Raw genomic sequence first — 20,372 nt, forward strand, 5'->3', positions numbered from 1 at the left:
GCGATTATTTTGACATTGCTTCCATTCCTCTTTCCTAAAAGAAGAGAGGCTTTGAGGTCTAGAGCCACCAACGCTAGCAGAAAGGGGCTGTTCTTGTTCGGTCTGTATTCAATACAATTGAGAAACGCTATTTATAATCTGGTGAAATACAAAAATAAATAATTTATACTTGCAAAAAGGCTTTAATTCCATAACTACTACAAGGATGTAGGTATGAGAAAATTTTTTAATTTCTGCTTCGAAGTTGAATTTTATCTAAAGATTGCTATTACTTGCACCATTGTTCAGCAAATATTTTATTGGTTGTTGCACAATATAGAACTCAATTTTATAACTCAAGTGCTGTTATACTGGCTTGTTGGTTCTATTTCATTTTATAGCATTGGTCTTTTCATCGAAAAGGTAATTAAAAACAATGATAATTTGAGAGAGAAACTAACTGCCAGAGTTAAGAAAGTCAAAACACAACCATTTCCTTCCTTTACTGCGAAAGGTATCATTACTGGAGAAATCAAAAGTTTCATAGCAGCTTTAATTATTCTCTACTTAGCGCCAGAGGTAAATAGAGGAAATAGTTTGCTCTCAAACCTTGGATGGTTTTTGATGAGAATAATTGTTGCTGATTTCTGTTTTTACGTTTCTCATTCGCTACTTCACAGAAAATTTTTACAAAAAATACATTTAAAACATCATGAGTTTGCCGACTCATCAAGTTTTGTTGCTGGACATAAGAGTTTGACTGAATATATTATTGTTACTATTACAGACCTTTTGCCTATCTTTATATTTGGGTATGACATCACCCAACTATGTGCTTGGACTATTATAGGTAATGCTTACAACCTTGAAGGTCATAGTTCTTTATCAATATTTTTTGTTCCATCAGATTTTCACGATCTTCACCACAGTTGTTTCAAGAGAAACTATGGAATTCAAGGATTTTGGGACAGGTTATTCAACACACTAAACCCTCCTACAAAGAAGCCAGGAATTATGTTCCCTGTAGCTTATTTGGAGCATATCACCATGAAGTTATCTAATCCTTTAAATTGATTGAGAACTTTAAATCTAGAGAAACCCTCACTTGATTCTTGGCTACAGTGTACACAAGCCTTTTAAAGTTGTCACACAAGCTTTTTATTCCCCCAACTCCTCTTTTGAAGGGAAAAAATCTCTCAAAGTCCTTTAATTTATCAAAGGATTTAGGAGAATCTGGAATATTTTGGTTTTGTAGAGAGATGTGTGTACACCGTAGCTGATTCTTGGGGAGATAAAGTGTAGTTTGGCGGGGTTGGTTGCAATGAATCTAGGAAATTATAACTAATTATCTAAACTTCATATTCATGAGGCAAAATTGTCAATAAATTCTGACTCATTAATTTTATGTCAAAAATTACCACCCCATTGTTCCTGGACTACCTTTAAATGGCCCGACAATATCAGAGGTAATCCATCCGCCATAAAAATCACCGGGTTGAGACATAACTAGCTCATCATTTACATAGCAAGCATCCATTAAACTAGGGTAAAAAGCATAGTATTCTTGAATCGTTACAAAATCAGATGTGGGGTCAAAATATCGCCAAGCAGCGTTATTTATATACTTATCACCGATGCTTATATCATAATACTGACACTTACCTTTCCATTCACACCAAGTTTTTTTAGGTGTTTCTATCAGATATTCTAGTTTAATATCTTCTGAAGGAATGTAATAAGAAGGAGGATGGCTAGTTTCTATGACTCTTTTAGCTTTACTTGTTTCTGCTAAAACAATATTATTAACAATAATCCGAATTGATTTTTTTGTATCTTCTAAACGGGCCGGACGCGGATAATCCCAAACTGACTCTTGACCGGGTTGTGGAGGAATAGGATTTGGTCTCATGGTTAATAATTTCTTGTTTTTACTTTGCCATTAAAATGCAAAGGTAGTTCGCATTAATCTAATTCCATTCTAGATGATTTTTTCGTACTATTACTCCTAGATTTTAGGCTAGTAATATGTTTGCTGTCTCAACGAAAATTGAACCTGGTCATTACAGGGAGAAATGGAAGATAAAAAAACTGCTATTCTGTAACTATTAGTATCCTGCAAAAATTATTTTTTTAAAAACTCATGTTGTGCTTAATGCTTCATATCTTGAACAATCCTAAAACCAGCGTGTTGATAAAAATTAGGACGGAACCAGTTGCGATAATATTTTAAAGCTTCTGTACCGTTAGTTATCCAGCATCCTCCTAACATCATCTGATGTTTATTATCAAAAAATATTGCAGAATTATCTTCGTAAAGGAAATGAGGCTTATATCCTGGTAAAGGATTTAAATTATCACTCAAGTGTTCCCAAACATTTCCGCGTAAATCGTACAATCCAGAATAACTTTTGGCGGTTTCTAACATTCCTACTGGACTAGGCGAGCCAAATTTTAAATTGACATTGTAATTGTCTACATCTTCTACCAAACCACTACCATAAGTTGCTAAATGATATTCGGCTTCACTCATTAAACGAGTATCTTTCCCTTGCCAACAACAGTAAGCCATCGCTTCATAATGATTGACCTCTACAGGCCAATCTAAGGGTAAGTCGATTTCATCAAACATGGCTCGATACTTGTAAATGCCATTTTGATGTATCCAAAATTTGGGATATTGAATGTTATTTTCAGTTTTCCAATGCCAAGATTCTTCATCCCAATACGCTTGGTTTTCGTAGCCACCAGCCTTGACAAAATAACTAAAATCGGCATTAGTAATTAGATATTTACTGGCTAAAAAAGGTTCTACTTCAACAGTGCGATCGCCATAATCAATATCCCACCCATAGGTCGGATCGTTAAAGGCTTTGCCAAGTTTGACTACCCCACCTATAACTTGTATCATTTCGTTTTGAGCAGTGTAGCCATTAAAAGGGGCATATTGCCAGTTTTGGGGGCGTTTCACTCTCTCAATTGGTAGTTGGCGAATCAACATTGAAGAGGTTTCAATATGAATACGCTGATGTTCAATCCCCATCATTAAAGCCCAGAGGGGATGAGTAGGGTGAATTGGTAGAGTAATCGGAGTAGTTTTAATTACTTCGGCAATTACCGTATATGCTTGTTTTCGATACTCCCAAGTTTGTGCAACTTGTGGCCATTCTAAATGAGCGATCGCTTGATTTAATTCCTCTGGTACTTCTGGATCAACTCCAATTTCAAACAGAATTTCATAATCTGGATTAATCCTTTTTTCTAATAATCCAACGCTAATTAATTTATTAATATAGAAAACAGCCGAGTGTCCTAGATAAAAAATTAGAGGGTTTCTCAAAGGATCGGGATTGAGATAAAATGTATCCTCCTCCACTAAAGTTTTCATCAGCATATCTTCTAGCTGCCAAGCATTCTCAAAATAATCGAGGATAACTTGGCGATCGCAACTATTTAGTTTAGGTGGATGAGTAGATTGAAGACTGTTCATGATGTAACTCAATTGCTATTATAGAGACGATTAACCCTGGCTGATTTACTTGAAAAACTTAATCAAAAAAATTGCTAATGTTAATTGTTGATTGCATTCCAACTCTATTTATATTTTTCCAGATATGTTGAATCTTGCTAAATTAAACATATCCATGAACAAACAAATGCCGCTTCATTGGGCATTTATAAATGGCGAAAACTATTGATATACTGTAGGACGAACAAAATACCTACCTGCCTTAAGTAAGTGCCATTCATGAACAAACCATAAGCTTTGTAAGTTAAGGTTTAAAGCCTAATTCACGGATATGTCTATTTAAATTCGGCTTTGGGAAGCAAAATTTAAGCTTGGCAAAGAATTAACCCAAACCACTGATTGGGATCTGTCCAAGTTTTCAGAGTCTTAAGTCCATGTGTCTCCAGTTGTTTTTGCATATTTACTAAATCAAACTTGCGAGAAATTTCGGTGAGAATGCTCTCTCCACCAGCAAAGCTAACTTGTAAATCTAGCGCTTCTAAAGATACCTCATGACTCTTTTGGCAATGCAGATACATTTCAATTTGAGCATCATTTTCATTATAAATAGCTTGGTGAGTAAATAAGCTGAGGTCAAAATTACCTTGAAAACGCCAATTTAAATGAGAAAGGATATTTAAATTAAAAGCAGCTGTTACTCCCTGACTATCATTATAAGCTGGCTCCAAAATTTCCTTGGGTTTTTGTAAATCAATCCCCAAAAGAAAGTAGTCTCCTGCTTGCAAAGTCCTAGTAATTTGTCTTAAAAAATCATCGCATTCTCGTGGGTTAAAATTCCCAAGAGAACTGCCTAAGAAAAAAATCATCCGTGATGCTGCAAATGTTGATTCTAGCTTTATCAACGCTTGTTCATAGGTTCCTATTAATCCCTCAACAAAGAAATTTGGATATTTCTGTTGTAGTTTAAGTACGCTAGATTTAAGGATGCCATGACTAACATCAATGGGTATATATCTACAGTGGCTGGCAATTTTTTGGTAAGCATCTAGCAAAAAAAGAGTTTTTGTAGAACTGCCACTGCCTAACTCTACAAGTTCACAATTACCTGTTATCTGAGCTATTTCATCGGCATATTGGCGTAAAATCCATGCTTCTGTTCGTGTTGGGTAATATTCTGATAATTCACATATTTGTTCAAATAGTTCCGAGCCGTAATCATCGTAAAAATATTTAGGGGGTAAAGTTTTGGGACTTTGAATTAATCCTTGGATGACATCTTCACCCTCATTGTAGAGAGATCGATCGTTCTCATTAAGAGATTTTAGATATGTTGCTAACATGATGTCAATATCTTTAGTTCTGAATGAAGTACTTAATATGACATATTTAGTATTTAATAGCAAGGCTTATTTCTAAGTGATTAATAATAGATTAAAATACGAAAAACCCCTCGATTTAGTGTGGTATCCAAGCAGATTTTACTAATTTAATATTTGCTGGTTTATTCAAGTATGAATTAATAAATAAGTCGCTAGGAATAGACGTTACTACATTATTAGAGGTAAACATTATCTACTACTGAAAAATGGCGAAGTTCATAAGTTACCTGTATTGATAATAACTTATACTCTGGTTAAAAATCATTGGAGCTTTAGTAGCGATCGCAATGCCCAAAAATTCTTGTTTTTATTTCAATAGATAACTGAAGTTTATCGAAGTCTGAGTTAATCGCATAACAATTTATCATTTTTTTCATCAAAGTTAAATAATTTGCGATGGACTGACTCAAAAAAATTGTGTTTTTTATCCCGTTTTTTGCTTAACTTTTCTCCTGTCAAAGACGCTATGCAAGGGTGTATATACAAGTATTTTAAAGTGGTTCCACAGGATTTAGATTCCCTCTACAGTAATAGGAGCCAAAGTCCCCGTTAAGAAGGGTAATTTAGAAGGATCTAAAGCCGTTTTGTACCTTGTACAGAGTTGTGTGTACACCGTAGCTTAAAAGGAGAAAGGCTTTGAATTTTACTGCCCTTTCCTTCAATTTCAATGCAATTGAGAATCGCTATATGGTATTGAGTAGGTAGTTAAAATTAAACATAATAGTAAAATTAAACATAAAATAAAATCCTACTTTTGAGGGATGAATCGCTCAAGACTAGGATTTTTAGGACTAAAGTCCTTACTACAAACTTTAATTTATTTAGGCTTAGTTACTTATCTTTTATAGTTATTAAAGAAATTTACAAGTATGAGTTTCAATAAATTTAGTGCAACTAGTTTCGAGAAGCATACGGCGATGCCTTCACAGTAGGCATCGCGGATTTTAGATTTTATTCTAAAATCCCAAATCGAGTTACCGATTCACCGCCGCAGCTTCTCTTGCTGCTGCTGCTTGATCTGGGTGGATACCCAAGCGGGTGAGATTAATCCGACCTTTGTTATCAATTTCACGGACTTTGATAATCACTTCATCGCCCACCGCTACTTCATCCTCAACTTTGCCAACGCGGTAGTCAGCTAGTTGTGAGATGTGGATCATCCCTTCTTTCCCAGGCAGAAATTCCACAAATGCACCTATCGGTATAATCCGAGTAATGCGTCCTGCATAGACATCTCCTTCGTGGAGTTTGCGGGTCATACCTTGGATGATGTTTCTGGCTCTCTTCGCCTTGTTCTCATCCACAGCCGAGATTGTCACGGTGCCATCATCTTCGATGTCAATTTTTGCACCAGTTTCCTCTGTGATGCCCTTAATAGTCTTGCCTCCAGGCCCGATGACTAAACCAATCATGTCTGAATCAATCTTGATTGTTAACAGACGTGGGGCATAAGGTGAGGTTTCAATCCGTGGTGTATCAATGCAGGCGAGCATTTTCTCCAGAATGTGCAACCGGGCTGCTTTGGCTTGGTGGACAGCTTGGGAAATAACATCCAACGACAAACCGGGGATTTTCATATCCATTTGCAAGGCGGTAATTCCGGTATCCGTCCCGGCAACCTTGAAGTCCATATCGCCCAAAAAGTCTTCAATGCCCTGAATGTCGGTGAGGATTCGCACTTCGTCCCCATCCTTAATCAGACCCATTGCTGCGCCACTAACGGGTTTGAGAATTGGTACACCAGCATCCATGAGGGCGAGAGTGGAACCGCAGACTGAACCCATTGAAGTGGAACCGTTGGAAGAAAGTACTTCTGATACGATGCGAATCACGTAGGGAAATTGTTCTTTTGAGGGTAGCACAGGAATTAGCGATCGCTCTGCTAATGCCCCGTGACCGATTTCACGCCTTCCTGGAGAACGCATTGGCTTGGTTTCCCCGACTGAGAAAGGCGGGAAGTTGTAATGATGCAGATAACGCTTATGTTGGTCTAACTGCATATCATCGTTGAGGTTTTGAGCATCACCTGGTGTACCCAAAGTACAAGTGGATAATACCTGAGTTAGTTCCCGATTAAATAAACCGCTACCGTGGACTCGCTTTGGTAAGACACCAACTAAACAAGAAACACGTCGCACTTCATCGAGTTTACGACCATCAACGCGAACGTTATCTTCGATGATTTGCCGCCGCATGAAGTACTTAGTAATATCTTTGAAAGTGTTACCAAGTGCTTTGTTATTTGCAGTTGCAGCAACTCGAATTGGGTCTTCTTCTGGCAGTTCTTTAATCGTCGTGGCAATTTCATCCTTGACGACATCTAAAGCTGCATCGCGTTCGGGTTTGGTGAAAGTAAATTGAGACAGGATTTTCTTAATCTGACCGCTAGCGCGATCGCGGATATAATTTTCTAGCGTCTGGTCTACTTCTGGTGGTGCTTCTTGCACTATCACTAAGCCCAGTTCTGCTACTAAATCTTGCTGCGCTTTGATTAAGTCCCGCACTGCTTCATAACCAAAGTCAATTGCCTCGATGATATCTCGCTCTGGCAACTGATTGGCTCCCGCCTCCACCATGATTACGCCATGTGGAGAACCGGCTACTACCAGATCCAAATCTCCGGCTTCAATTTCTGCATAAGTGGGGTTAATAATAAAATCATCTCCCACTAAACCAACGCGAACTGCTGCCATTGGCCCATTAAAAGGAATCTGGGCAATCAGGGTAGCGATGGAAGCGCCTGTAACTGCTAGCACATCGGGTGGAACCAACTCGTCCATCGATAGCGTTAAGGCGATAATTTGCAGGTCATCCCGTAACCATGAGGGGAACAAGGGACGCATGGGACGGTCTATAAGACGGCTAGTGAGAATTGTTTTTTCTGGTGGACGACCTTCCCGCCGCATGATCCCTCCGGGAATCCTACCAGCTGCATACAGTCTTTCTTCGTAATCTACAGTGAGGGGAAGAAAATCAATGCCTTCTCTGGCTTGCGATCGCGTAGCTGTCACTAAAACGGATGTGTCCCCTGATTCTATCAAAACCGACCCACCTGCCTGGGGAGCTAGTAAGCCTACTTTCAGTCGAATATCCCTTCCATCGAAGGATATTGACTTATCAACTTCTGCCATTCAGTTCTTTTTCCTTCTCTTTCGCTATTCTCTTTCTGTGGCAATCCTAACATTTATGCACTAGGGCTGACTTCTAATACATACAAAGATAAGAGTTGTCTTCAACCCAAAGGACGATACATCATGAGCGCGTCTACCACTTGTTCATCCCCTAGCTTCGCCGCACGAGGAATTCGCCCAATAATCTCAAATCCTAACGACTGCCAAAGGGTAATTGAAGGTATATTAGTTTCAAAGACCAAATTGAACATTACTGCTTCGTAGCCTAGGTCTGCTGCTATCAAAAGCATAGCCTCCCCCATGAACCGCCCGATTCCCTGACCGCGCAACTCAGGTTGTACAATAAAACCAGCGTTGCAAATATGGCAACATTGACCGGGGAAGTTTGGTTTTAAATAAAACGCCCCTAATATTTCTTTTGGCTTGTGTGTAGTATCCTTACCAGATGTCCTGACAACAAAGGCATCCTTGCTTAACCAGTAAGTTGAAAATTCTGCCTGAGATAGAGGTTGCCTTTGGGGATAAGTTTTACCTTCAACAATTACAACATTGAGTAATGTTCTTACAACCTCTTGTTCTTGAGGATGAATATAATCTAGTTCTACTGTTATATTGTTTTTTATAACTTGAACCAGGGGTAAATCCATTATTAATAATGTTGATATAGAATGATTATTTGAAAATTATTTGTATGCAATGATTTGATTATAAATGCTATTGGGAAGATTTAATAGTTAGAGCTTTGCGAGTTAAATTATTTAATTTTACGAGAATCTGAGTAGTTAGCAAATGGCGATTTTACACAGTAATTGGTTACTAAAAAGTCAAAAAGGTTGTTTATTTATTTGGGGAGAAACTTGGCGATCGCCACGAGTTAATTTCGAGTCTAATGGATCTGGAGATATCCCACTAAATCCATTGGCAATGACATCACTAGAGTTGAGCGAGTGGTTGGTTTCCCAGAAGATGGCCATTACCAACTTTATCCAGCAACCCCAAATTGCCATCGCTACTACTGGGCGAACACGTAAAGCAGCCACTGCCACTGAGATAAACTTACCAACGCATTCACAAATAATTGCCTTACCAACTTATATTCCCGAAGAGAGTGCAGAAGGAACATCTGCAATTTTCCCTGTGCATTCTGCCAGCTTGAGACTAGAAACAGACTCTCCGCAATATTTGCAACCGTGGCTAGTTGAGGGTTTTTGTCTTAACCCCAGCGAAGCAGTAAAATTTCTCGCTGCTGTTCCCCTGAATGCTGCTAAAGGGGAAGATGCTTTTTTAGGAGGAGATTTACGTTTTTGGTCGCAAGTTTCCCGATGGAGTTTAGATTTAATCTCGCGGTGTAAGTTTTTACCAAGAATTGAACGGCAATCAGACGGTGCATTTGCTGCTAAATGGCAAGTACTTCTAGACAGTGCTGTAGATGGAACTCGCCTAGAAAAGTTTTCTGCGGATATGCCGTTGGTTTGCCGCACTTATCAGGAGGGAGTGGGGACTGGGGACTGGGGACTGAGGACTGGGGAGGAGTTTTCCCAATCCCTAATCCCTAATTCCCAATCCCTACTTTATGTAAACTTCCCTACTGAACCTCAAGAATTGTTGCTGGGATTTCTCAACAGTACGATAGATGCCCAAGTGCGAGGGATGGTGGGTTCTCAGCCTCCAATGGAAGCTAAGGCAATGGCATCTTTACCATCTGGGGTGCGGCAGTGGTTGCAAGGCTTGACTAGTACATCTGGTACAGTTAACGCAGATGCCATTGAAGTGGAACGACTGGAAGCGGCACTGAAGGCTTGGATGATGCCGCTACAATACCAATTAACTCTTAAAACTCTATTTCGTACCTGTTTTCAACTGCGTTCTCCAGAAGCTGGCGAAACAGATTGGACATTGGCGTATTTTCTGCAAGCGGCTGACGATCCTGATTTTTTGGTGGATGCGGCAACTATTTGGAACAATCCAGTTGAACGTTTGGTTTATGAAAATCGAACAATTGAGCAACCACAGGAAACATTTTTGCGAGGTTTAGGGGTAGCTTCCCGATTATATCCAGCGATCGCACCCAGTTTTGAAACCGAATATCCCCAATCTTCTCGGATCACACCCATGCAAGCTTATGAGTTTATCAAGGCTGTAGCTTGGAGGTTGGAAGACAGTGGTTTGGGGGTAATTTTGCCTCCTAGTTTAGCGAACCGCGAAGGATGGGCAAATCGTTTGGGTTTGAAAATTACTGCTGAAACCCCAAAGAAAAAGCAGGGACGTTTAGGGTTGCAAAGTCTGCTGAATTTCCAATGGCAATTGGCAATTGGCGGACAGACTATTTCCAAAGCTGAGTTTGATAAACTTGTGGCTTTAAATAGTCCACTAGTGGAAATTAACGGTGAGTGGGTAGAATTGCGGCCCCAAGATATCAAGACAGCCCAAACATTTTTTACCACTCGCAAAGACCAAATGGCGCTTTCCTTGGAAGATGCCTTGCGTTTCAGTACAGGAGATACCCAGGTAATTGAAAAATTACCAGTGGTCAGCTTTGAGGCATCTGGGGCATTGCAAGAGTTGATTGGGGCGCTAAATAATAATCAAGCGATCGCACCTTTACCGACACCAGTAGGCTTTAAAGGACAGTTGCGACCTTATCAAGAACGTGGTGCTGCTTGGCTGTCCTTCTTGGAACGTTGGGGCTTAGGCGCGTGTCTCGCCGACGATATGGGACTCGGTAAAACTATTCAGTTTATTGCTTTTTTGCTACATCTTAAAGAACAGGATGCACTAGAAAATTCAACACTGCTAGTTTGTCCAACTTCTGTTTTAGGCAACTGGGAAAGGGAAGTCAATAAATTTGCACCAAGCCTGAAAATTTTGCAATATCACGGTGACAAACGTCCAAAAGGGAAAGCGTTTTTAGAAGCAGTGAAAAATCACGATTTAATCGTTACCAGCTACTCACTGCTTCATCGGGATATCAAGTCATTGCAAAGTGTTCCTTGGCAGATAATTGTTTTAGACGAAGCCCAGAATGTGAAAAATCCAGAGGCGAAGCAGTCAAAAGCTGTGCGGCAATTAGAAGCTACATTTCGCATTGCATTAACGGGGACACCAGTAGAAAATAGACTGCAAGAACTATGGTCTATTTTGGATTTTCTCAATCCAGGGTATTTAGGTAATAAGCAATTTTTCCAGCGGCGGTTTGCCATGCCAATTGAAAAGTATGGTGATACGGCTTCTTTGGGTCAATTACGTTCATTAGTTCAGCCATTTATACTGCGGCGATTAAAAAGCGATCGCGAAATTATTCAAGACTTGCCAGATAAGCAAGAGATGACCGTATTTTGCGGTTTAACTGCCGACCAAGCTGCACTTTATCAACAAGTTGTAGAACAATCTTTAGTAGAGATAGAATCTGCTGAAGGATTGCAACGTCGGGGGATGATTTTGGCTTTGCTAATCAAACTGAAGCAAATCTGCAATCATCCAGCCCAATATTTGAAACAGGCGACATTAGAGCAACATAATTCAGCCAAACTTCTGCGGCTAGAAGAAATGTTAGAAGAAGTTTTAGCAGAAAGTGACCGGGCTTTAATCTTTACACAATTTGCAGAGTGGGGTAAGTTACTTAAACCCAAAAGTGTTGAATGTTAAGAAAAATCCGATAAAAACAGCCCAAAATATGTTAAATTTTGGGCGGAAGATTAAAGTATATCTATTTAATAGTGATTATAAATTCATTTCCCAAGATTGTCAAAGATATCTTGAGAGGACTGCCAAAAAACGATTATCCAGTATTGAACAGTCGTCTGTTCTTTGAGTGCTGGTTATCTTATGCTATGGATAACAGCTTAACAAGTATGCGAGATTTATTTAACAGATTAAACAACACAGGATTTCCGGTAGATATTTCTACTTTCTCTAAAGCAAACTTACATCGAAGTCAAAAACCTTTTCAAGAAATTTACCAAAAATTAAATGAATTAGTACAGAAGAAAGTTCAAAAAAAGTTACATGATAAATATGCAATTTGTCCAATAGATTCAACAATTATTACTCTCACAAGTAAATTGTTATGGGTACTAGGACACCATCAAGTAAAACTTTTCAGTTCTCTAAATTTAGCTACTGGAAGTCCATCAGATAACTTCATAAACTTTGGACATGACCATGACTATAAATTTGGTTGTAAAATGATGTCTAGTCTACCAAATAATGCTGTTGGTGTAATGGATAGAGGTTTTGCTGGATTAAAATTTATCCAAGAATTAGTCCAAGAAAACAAATACTTTGTTTTGCGGGTAAAAAACAATTGGAAGTTAGAATTTGAGGAGCAAACTGGATTAATTAAAGTTGGTGCATCTAATGATGCTCAAGCCTATAGAGTGATTAATTTTTGTGATTTAGAAACGAAAACTGAGTTTCGATTAGTAACCAATTTACCAACATTAGGAGAGGCTGCCGTTAGTGATTATGAAATCAGGGATATTTATCGATTGCGTTGGGGAGTTGAATTGTTGTGGAAGTTTTTGAAAATGCACTTAAAACTTGACAAGTTAATTACTAAAAATGTTAATGGTATCACCATACAAATTTACGTTACTTTAATAGCTTATCTAATTTTACAGATATTATCTGTACCACAACAATGGGGACATACGCTATTAGATAAATTCCGCTATTTACAATCTTGTATGTGTCAGAAAATAAGTTATGTTCATTGGTTTGAAGAGATGATGTCATGTTGACTATTTTAGGCTTTTTAGAGTTAGTGTAACTAGATATGTAAACTTTTGTATCAGCATTCAACATTTCTGACTTAAACCCTATTTAGAAAAACAGCTTGGGCGAGAAATATTCTTTTTATATGGCAGTACCAGTAAAAAACAAAGGGAGGAAATGATCGATCGTTTCCAACACGACCCCCAAGGCCCCCCGATTATGATTCTTTCTCTGAAAGCAGGTGGAGTAGGACTGAATTTAACACGAGCAAATCATGTATTCCACTTTGATAGATGGTGGAATCCAGCCGTGGAAAATCAAGCCACAGATAGAGTATTTCGGATTGGTCAAACCCGGAATGTGCAAGTACATAAATTTGTTTGTACAGGCACTTTAGAAGAAAAAATTCATGACATGATTGAAAGTAAGAAACAATTAGCTGAACAAGTTGTAGGTGCTGGTGAAGAATGGTTGACTGAACTGGATACAGACCAACTTCGCAACTTACTAATACTTGATCGCAGTGCAGTAATTGACGATGATGCAGAATAAGTTCTTAGTAAGGACTTTCGTCTTTGATTTTAGCGCTAAAGCGCTCACTACTAACCCGTCAAAATTAGCACAGCGCATTACTAAGCTTTTGAATTAATTATGACTAATTACACATTACAAGCAAGTCGAGAATGGTGGTCACAACAATGGCTAGATTTGCTAGATTCCTATCGCTTTAAAAAGCGTTTAGAACGTGCGAGAAATTATGCTCGTCAAGGAAATGTTCTGAGTATCGAATTTAAAGGTGCAAAAGTATTGGCTAGGGTGCAAGGCAGTGAAGTTGAACCTTATAAAGTTTCCCTTTCCCTTGAACCATTTACTGATGAACAGTGGGGTTATGTAATTGAAACCATGTCCCAAAGAGCAATTTTTGCTGCAAAATTACTAGCAGGAGAAATGCCACAAAATATAGAAGAAGTATTCACGGCAAATGGTCTTTCGATATTTCCTTTTACCCTTGCTGATGTCCAGAGTAAATGCTCTTGTCCTGATAAAGCAAATCCCTGTAAACATATTGGTGCCCTGTACTATCAGTTAGGCGATCGCTTCAGTGAAGACCCCTTTGTACTATTTCAATTGCGCGGACGCACTAAAGAGCAAATTATCAGCGATTTACGACAATTACGTAGTACCAAGATTCAACCTAACACCACAGAAACGCCCGATATTCAACAATCAATTCCTAATAACAAATACTCAGTGAAAATTGACTCTTTCTGGCAATATAATGAGCCACTAGAGTCATCCTTGGTAGTGATTGCGCCGTCCACTAGTGAGATGGTATTAGATGTATTAGGAGCAATTCCTCTAGCGAAGGAAGAGGAAAATACAGTAAATTCAACTTCGAGTGATCTGGTAATGAAGTATTTAAATACAGTTTACAGAGATGTGAGTCAGAAGGCTTTTTTAGCAGCAATGAATGTGGGAGAAAGCTGATAATAATTCGTAATGACGCGACGCTCCTGCGTCGCTAACGCTTCGCTATCGCGGACTCGCTACCGCTACGCTAACGTAATTCGTAATTCGTAATTATGAACTAGGTTGGGTAGTTCAATATTTACCCACTTCCGCACTGCCTAACGAATTGTCCGTCTGCCATTTGCCCGATTTTTATCAATGAGTTTTGGCAGATATCGAATTGCTAAAGTAGGAAATACTAAACTGTTCTCTAACTCGACATATTCCCCATTTTGTAGGTGGTAAATCTTTAGTTCACTGGAGTCATAACACCAGAGTTCTGGTACTCCCAGCGCGAATTTCTCACAAACAATAAAAAATCAATTCACATCACTTGATACAAGACATTTTTTGATACATCATCAATTGAAATTTATGAGACTAAACAAAGTAAGTATAAATTAGCAATTATCAGGCTTCAAGCAATCAAAATTTTACACAGTAAAATCAACTCTTTACCCCTTTCAGTACCTCAAGCTTGCCCATAAACAATCATTTTTGGTGATGTTTTCATCTTCAGTTGACATCAAAACCACGGTTTGAAACAACGCTAAATCAATGGTTTCAACTCTTTGAAGTTACAAAACTTTACAACGTGTCCCAATTTACACGTATCCCGGCTGTACCCCATACCCGCTTAACTTCTACATAATCATTGCCAGTCACGACATTATATATGTCTGGATTTGTCAAACGCTGCCACTCAGCAAAACCTATTCTGCTGGTGGAAATGTTTTAATAGCACGGTCATTAAATTACCATGCGTGACAATAATCGTAGTCTTAGTATCGTACAACAAAATTTTATTTACTACTGCAACTGCCCGTTGCATTGCGGCACGACTTGATTCACCACCTAACTCTCGAAAAAAAATCTGCAAGTATGATTATGATTTTATTTTGAAGCTGAGAGGAAAGGAAAGACATTTACCTCTTGGGATATATGTTTACTGTACAAAAAACGCGAAACTGATATATAAAGATGTAGCGGAAGTGAGCTTTGAATCTTTTTTCTTTCGCCCTCTTTCCTATCTTCTCTCCAGTGAATTGTTAAGTTCGCCAACAGTATCCATAAGCTTTTTTCAATGTGAAAGCTATACCCAGATAGCATTATACTCTTTTTTTACCTTCGATTTTGTTTAAGTCCCGATATCGCTTTTAGTTTAAATTCCAACCGAAAACTTCTCAAAACGCTAAAACTCACAAAGAAAAAATGAAACTTTTAACGATTGACACCAAAAACAATTGTTACGTTATTGACGCTAATGCAATGAACCACCTGCAACAAGATGTTGCTAGCACTTTTACTTTGGAGAAAGGGACTTTTGATATAAGAATTACCAGTGGTCGCTATAGTTATGCTCAGAGCGAAACTGAAGGCGAACCTTTGGTTGTACTTTGGATATATGGGGCTGATAGCAGTACATTTATCAACAAAAACACAGGCACTGAAACAGGTGCAACTTGGACAACTTTAAACGGATACAACAAGAAATTACAGTTGGAAGTCAAAGGAAAAACTGTTATTTGTGCTTTATTTTTTGATGTTAACAATAGTGAGAACAAAGGATCGATCAATCTTTTAGTTAGCAGCAATAAACCACATTTTAATCCTCAAACTATAACAGTTGACAGTAAGCAAAACTGTTATGTTCTTGATGAAAAAGTTATATCCAATCTGAAGCAACCAAGTTCCAATTTTGTTGAATTGGAACCAGGCAATTACAAGATAAAGATTCGTGAAAGCAACGCTACTTATTGGTCTTCTGAGCAAAGATTTCAATTAGAGCCTTGGGCTTTGCTATGGATTAAAGATGGGAAATTTGTTTCTAACCTTACTGGTCTTGAAGTTAAAGAAACTTGGTGTTCGCTCAATGGATTACAAGACGAATTCATTTTAGAAGTTAAAGAAAAAACCACTATTTTAGGATTTTTCTTTGATACCTACAAAGAAGATAACAAAGGACAAGTTGTTCTAGAAATTAACACAGTGAGTCAGGCTGTAGTAACTACAGGCTATGACAATCAGCCGAAACCGCCAGTAACAGGAGTGCCAGACGGTAATGTGAATGAAGAAGGCAATGTCACTGTTGTAAGCACTGGAGGAACAGGTTCTGCTATCAGTAGTGGAGGAGGAAGCTTCAGTGGAGGAAGTAGCTTCAGCGGAGAGAATGCTTTCAGCTTCAGTTTCGATCAAGATCAGATGGAGCGAATGTGGCAAGAGATGTCAGCCAGGCTCGAAAGCTCAGTAAGCGTAACGGCTCAAAAAGACGAAAATAAACAAGCCTACTGGGAAGGTCTTGAAAAATCGATACTCAAAGGCTATCAAAGCCAAGCTAAGCAACTTGCCATGCAGGTAGCACGGCTTGAGTTCATGATGAAGACTCTGATACAACAAACGGAGGTAAATTTTAACCAAAGCTTCCAAGGTTGGTCTAGTTACTTTAATAAAAATCTCAATGACTTGTTTATTACGAGAATTCCCAGAATAGTTAACGATCAGGTCCATCTGGCAATTACTGAACAAACCCAAGAAGTTAAAAACTTAGTAATTCAACAGATACAAACAGAACTCAATGAGCGTGTTGAGTCTGTAGTTAATCTGAAACTCACTAATCAAGCTCAAGAGATTAAGGCTTCAGTCGTTCAGCAAATGCAAACAGAACTGGAGCAACGGATAGAAAATGTCGTTAATGTCAAAATTGCTAATCAATCTCAACAGATCAGCAATCAAGTCATTAACCAGATATCAAATGACATTGACCAGCGCATTGAGAATGTGGTTAATGTCAAAATTGCTAATCAATCTCAACAGATCAGCAATCAAGTAACTCAGCAGATACAATTTGACATCGATCAGCGTATTGATAATGTCGTCACCCTGAAAATTTCTGATCACACCCAGGATGTCAATAATCTTGTGATTCAGCAAATGCAAACCTACATTGAGGAACGGATTGACAATGCAGTTAACATCAAAATTGCTAATCAAGCCCAAGACATTACCACTCAAGTGGTTCAGCAGATCCAAATCAACATTGATAAGCGTATTGATGCGGTAGTTAACCTTAAAATCGCTAATCAAACCCAAAATATTAAGAGCCTGGTAGTCCAACAGATTGAAGCTGATTTCGATCAACGCATCAAGTCTGTCGTTAACCAATCTACCAATAACAATGTTCAGTTAGTCGTTAATAATGTCGCCAACGAGCTTGATAATCGCATCAATGTCAACTTAGACAATAAAATTGTCAACTTCCGCAATGAAGTATCTATGCTCGTTAACAATGAGATTAACCAAAACTTCACGGAGTCTCTCAAAACGACGATTTTATCAGATATCAAAAAACAGCAGTTTTACATTGATATGCAGTCAATCAAAGCTGAGGTGGAGAACTTTTACGCCCGTTTAGGACAGTTTGAGAGTCAGTTATATTTTCGTATTGAACAGGGTGATACCCAACTTTATAATTGGACTCTCGAACAACTTATTGCCCTTCAAGGTTGCTTAACCGATCGCCAAGCTCTGGTTGAGATTTTTGAGGTCTTCGCCTGTAACCTTAAAGACCAACTAAATGGTGCTGAATGTGTTCATCCTAATCGGTTTACCCCTTGGGTAAGAAGAACTTCGCAAGCACAATTTCAGCCTATGGAGCCTCAGCAACTGCCAAACGCTTAATTATCCCAACTACATATCTGACTTTTCACCCTACATTCCGCAGGTTAGTTAAGAAAGAAGATAATATTTTTGACAAGGAGCGCCAAAAAACTGGAGAATCCATCGCCGTTCATGAGTTTAGTTGGCAATTTGCTTTATTTGGGCGACGGGAACGGGGTCAAATGAGCAACGGTACAGATACGCTAAGGCTGTAACCCTTACTGTACAAGCATTCTGCTAATCGATATTTTTGGCAATTCTCAATGTACCAATTAACCTATAGGCTATTTGGTGTAACCATTTAATACGGCACAGCAAGGCTTTGAAGCTCCTAAATTTCAGAGACTTCAATTGGTACAGTTTCATCCGTGGCGATGCCTGCGGCGGCAAGCTACGCAGTATTGAAAACAGCCTATTAATTCCTTAGCGTAACTTTCGGAATCACTGCTCATTTGACCCCTAAAAGCAGCTAGGATTTTAGCGTCTGGTTAGCCTGATGAGCTTTTGACAGTTGATGAAATCAAGATTGTAAAAGAAGCTTGTAAAAAGTGTTCTGTTGAAAAGAAACGCATTAACGCAAATTTCTCACAAACAATAAAAAATCGATTTATATGGACTGATATGAGATATTTTTTCGATACATCACCCATTCAAATTGACGTAGATAAATAAACTAAGTAGGGCTTGCTGAAAAAGTCATAAAAAAGCAATTCTTTTGGGTTGACTAGTTATTTAAGCAAGGTCAAAGATAAGTTTTTGTTGCCTATAGCTAGCAAAATCATAATGCTTGGTTATGTCAATCGCTAAAAAATGTCTATTTTTCCAAAATAGACATAAAAAGGCACAAAAAAACCGTGACAGGTGAGTAGAAAGATTCATGACTAAAAAAGTAATAGCAATCACAGTTAGAGTTGTATGAGGAAGTTTCGCCATTACTCTACTCAAGCTAAATCTTCTTTTAGCTTGTCCAAATTTGCCTTCAATACAATTACGAATCCTCTCATCTTGTAAAGCTTGCTTCTTTTTTTCTTTACTCACATTTTTTGGCGGTCTTCCTAAAGGAACTCCACTGATTCTAATACCTCTTTCTTTGCACCAAGATCGGTTTTCTCGCTTTGCGATAAATTTTATCAACATGAACAGATTCTGGATAATATCCAGTGTAGTTTTTAAAGGATTCTATTTGTGTTTTTAAGTCTCCTGATTCATTAAAGTTATCCCATCTAATATGGTCTAAAAATGCATATCCATCAAAGTAACTAGCAGATAGTTTAGCGCCAAATTCCACGGCTTTACCCGCTTTTCCTCGGACAATTGGACGGATATGTGGTTGGCTTAAACTTACAATACGGTCATCAATGCTCTGCTTTTTATTTTCATACAGCCATAGTTGTTGACGATATACTTCTGCGACTACCAGCAACATCTTATATTGTCTATTAGTTAAACTTTTTAGAGATGCTCCTGCTACAATTAGCTGGTCAATATAGGATAAGTTTCTTTTAATATATTGGAGTTGTTTTTTAATCGCTTTTCTCCTCTCTTTTTGAGATACACGACGTTTTTTAGCTACTTCTAAGTAGTCTTTCCTAGCTATTTCTCGGTAAGTCCTTGGTTTTTTCTCTAATATTCCCTTTATCTGTTCATAAAGCAAGTCAATTATTCTTTCTGTCTGTTTTCTCGCTTGATTTAATAGGTTTAAATCTGTTGGATAGCTGATATCACTAGGCACACAAGTCGCATCTAATATTAATTTCCCTCGATTTCTTAGCGTATTACCTTGTTCTGCTGCTTTTTCTGTCGATAGCGCAGCGTTAGCGAGTTCGCGAGCGTCTTCTGTTTTTTTTTCGGTGTCAATAGAAGATGCTAACTCTAGCATCTTCTTAACCATTTCTTGATTCACATTATTGACTAGTTCTGCACTGATTCTTTCTCGAAAATGTACTAACATGGATGCGTCAAATGGAGTTTTGTTACTATAAGATGACATCCCTATAAAGTACTGTAAATAAGATTCTCCTTGATTTGCTCTACTGTTTCCCTGTCGCTTATACCTAGTTTCTCTTTAATTATTAATGCACCTAACGCCATCCGAAATGACTTTGCTGGTGCCCCTATCTCTGCGGAGAATCCGGCAGAATATTCCGACTCAAATTCTGTCCAGGGTATTAAATCGGCCATAATTACCCAACGATTATCTGATGATAACTTTCCCTCAAATGGAAGCTCAAAACTTTCTGCTGGAATTGGAGTTGATTCTTCTTTTCAGTACATAGTTAATAATGATACACTATGCTGCGACGAACCACTGTGATGCAAGGATTTTGGGCTATTTTACCTTCTTGTCTTGCACCTGAATATACTTCTTTGGTCTGAGAATCTAGAGACTGCAACCTTTTCTTTTTTTTCAGCAAGCCCTAAGTATAAATTAGTATTTCTCAAGCTAAAACAATTACTCCCGATGCTCTCCCAAGTCTTTTAGAAGATTTTCAAACTGTTGCCAGCTAATGTCGTAAAGCATTACTCGGTCTGCTCGAT

Annotated in this window: 11 protein-coding genes and 2 pseudogenes; 6 read left to right on the top strand and 7 right to left on the bottom strand. The window is 38.4% G+C overall.

What is annotated here, in order from left to right:
* The first annotated feature begins 213 nt into the window (after positions 1-213).
* Positions 214-1,053: a sterol desaturase family protein gene (locus NPUN_RS18310; protein ID WP_012409988.1), complete on the top strand. Its 840-nt coding sequence runs from the start codon at positions 214-216 to the stop codon at positions 1,051-1,053.
* 340 nt (positions 1,054-1,393) lie between these two features.
* On the opposite strand, the gene NPUN_RS18315 is transcribed toward NPUN_RS18310, so the two are convergent.
* The 5 genes from NPUN_RS18315 to NPUN_RS18335 all read right to left on the bottom strand — a co-directional run bounded on the left by NPUN_RS18315 (position 1,394) and on the right by NPUN_RS18335 (position 8,602).
* A complete protein-coding gene (locus NPUN_RS18315) occupies positions 1,394-1,888 on the bottom strand; it encodes a DUF427 domain-containing protein (RefSeq protein WP_012409989.1) in 495 nt (164 codons plus the stop codon).
* A 240-nt stretch (positions 1,889-2,128) separates the two neighbouring features.
* On the bottom strand, positions 2,129-3,466 hold the full coding sequence (gene ovoA / locus NPUN_RS18320; protein WP_012409990.1) for a 5-histidylcysteine sulfoxide synthase: 1,338 nt from the start codon (positions 3,464-3,466) through the stop codon (positions 2,129-2,131).
* Positions 3,467-3,810: 344 nt separating this feature from the next.
* Positions 3,811-4,785 carry an L-histidine N(alpha)-methyltransferase gene (gene egtD / locus NPUN_RS18325; RefSeq protein ID WP_012409991.1) on the bottom strand — a complete coding sequence of 325 codons (975 nt, stop codon included), beginning with the start codon at positions 4,783-4,785 and terminating at the stop codon, positions 3,811-3,813.
* A 1,013-nt stretch (positions 4,786-5,798) separates the two neighbouring features.
* Complete coding sequence (locus NPUN_RS18330) at positions 5,799-7,955, bottom strand: polyribonucleotide nucleotidyltransferase (RefSeq protein WP_012409992.1); 2,157 nt, start codon at positions 7,953-7,955, stop codon at positions 5,799-5,801.
* Between the two features lie 101 nt (positions 7,956-8,056).
* Positions 8,057-8,602, bottom strand: a complete 546-nt coding sequence (locus tag NPUN_RS18335) for a GNAT family N-acetyltransferase (protein ID WP_012409993.1) — start codon at positions 8,600-8,602, stop codon at positions 8,057-8,059.
* Positions 8,603-8,744: 142 nt separating this feature from the next.
* Between NPUN_RS18335 and NPUN_RS18340 the strand changes: the two genes are divergently transcribed.
* The 4 genes and pseudogenes from NPUN_RS18340 to NPUN_RS18355 all read left to right on the top strand — a co-directional run bounded on the left by NPUN_RS18340 (position 8,745) and on the right by NPUN_RS18355 (position 14,156).
* Complete coding sequence (locus NPUN_RS18340) at positions 8,745-11,600, top strand: DEAD/DEAH box helicase (RefSeq protein WP_234710950.1); 2,856 nt, start codon at positions 8,745-8,747, stop codon at positions 11,598-11,600.
* Between the two features lie 71 nt (positions 11,601-11,671).
* Positions 11,672-12,694, top strand: a complete 1,023-nt coding sequence (locus NPUN_RS18345) for an IS4 family transposase (RefSeq protein ID WP_012408090.1) — start codon at positions 11,672-11,674, stop codon at positions 12,692-12,694.
* 70 nt (positions 12,695-12,764) lie between these two features.
* A pseudogene (locus NPUN_RS18350) lies at positions 12,765-13,220 on the top strand (DEAD/DEAH box helicase); the annotation flags it as partial.
* Positions 13,221-13,319: 99 nt separating this feature from the next.
* Positions 13,320-14,156 carry an SWIM zinc finger family protein gene (locus tag NPUN_RS18355; RefSeq protein ID WP_012409994.1) on the top strand — a complete coding sequence of 279 codons (837 nt, stop codon included), beginning with the start codon at positions 13,320-13,322 and terminating at the stop codon, positions 14,154-14,156.
* A 724-nt stretch (positions 14,157-14,880) separates the two neighbouring features.
* On the opposite strand, the gene NPUN_RS43430 is transcribed toward NPUN_RS18355, so the two are convergent.
* Positions 14,881-15,009 (bottom strand): histidine phosphatase family protein, encoded by a 129-nt coding sequence (locus NPUN_RS43430; RefSeq protein WP_234711146.1) that lies wholly within the window; start codon positions 15,007-15,009, stop codon positions 14,881-14,883.
* A gap of 380 nt (positions 15,010-15,389) precedes the next feature.
* Here NPUN_RS43430 and NPUN_RS18360 point away from each other — a divergent pair, with 380 nt between their 5' ends.
* A complete protein-coding gene (locus NPUN_RS18360) occupies positions 15,390-17,855 on the top strand; it encodes a hypothetical protein (RefSeq protein ID WP_012409995.1) in 2,466 nt (821 codons plus the stop codon).
* Between the two features lie 711 nt (positions 17,856-18,566).
* Here the strand turns inward: NPUN_RS18360 and NPUN_RS18365 are convergent.
* Positions 18,567-20,081 (bottom strand): annotated as a pseudogene (locus NPUN_RS18365) (IS5 family transposase).
* Positions 20,082-20,372: the final 291 nt, after the last annotated feature.

This window comes from Nostoc punctiforme PCC 73102, assembly GCF_000020025.1.
In the GTDB taxonomy this organism is placed as follows: Bacteria; Cyanobacteriota; Cyanobacteriia; order Cyanobacteriales; family Nostocaceae; genus Nostoc; species Nostoc punctiforme.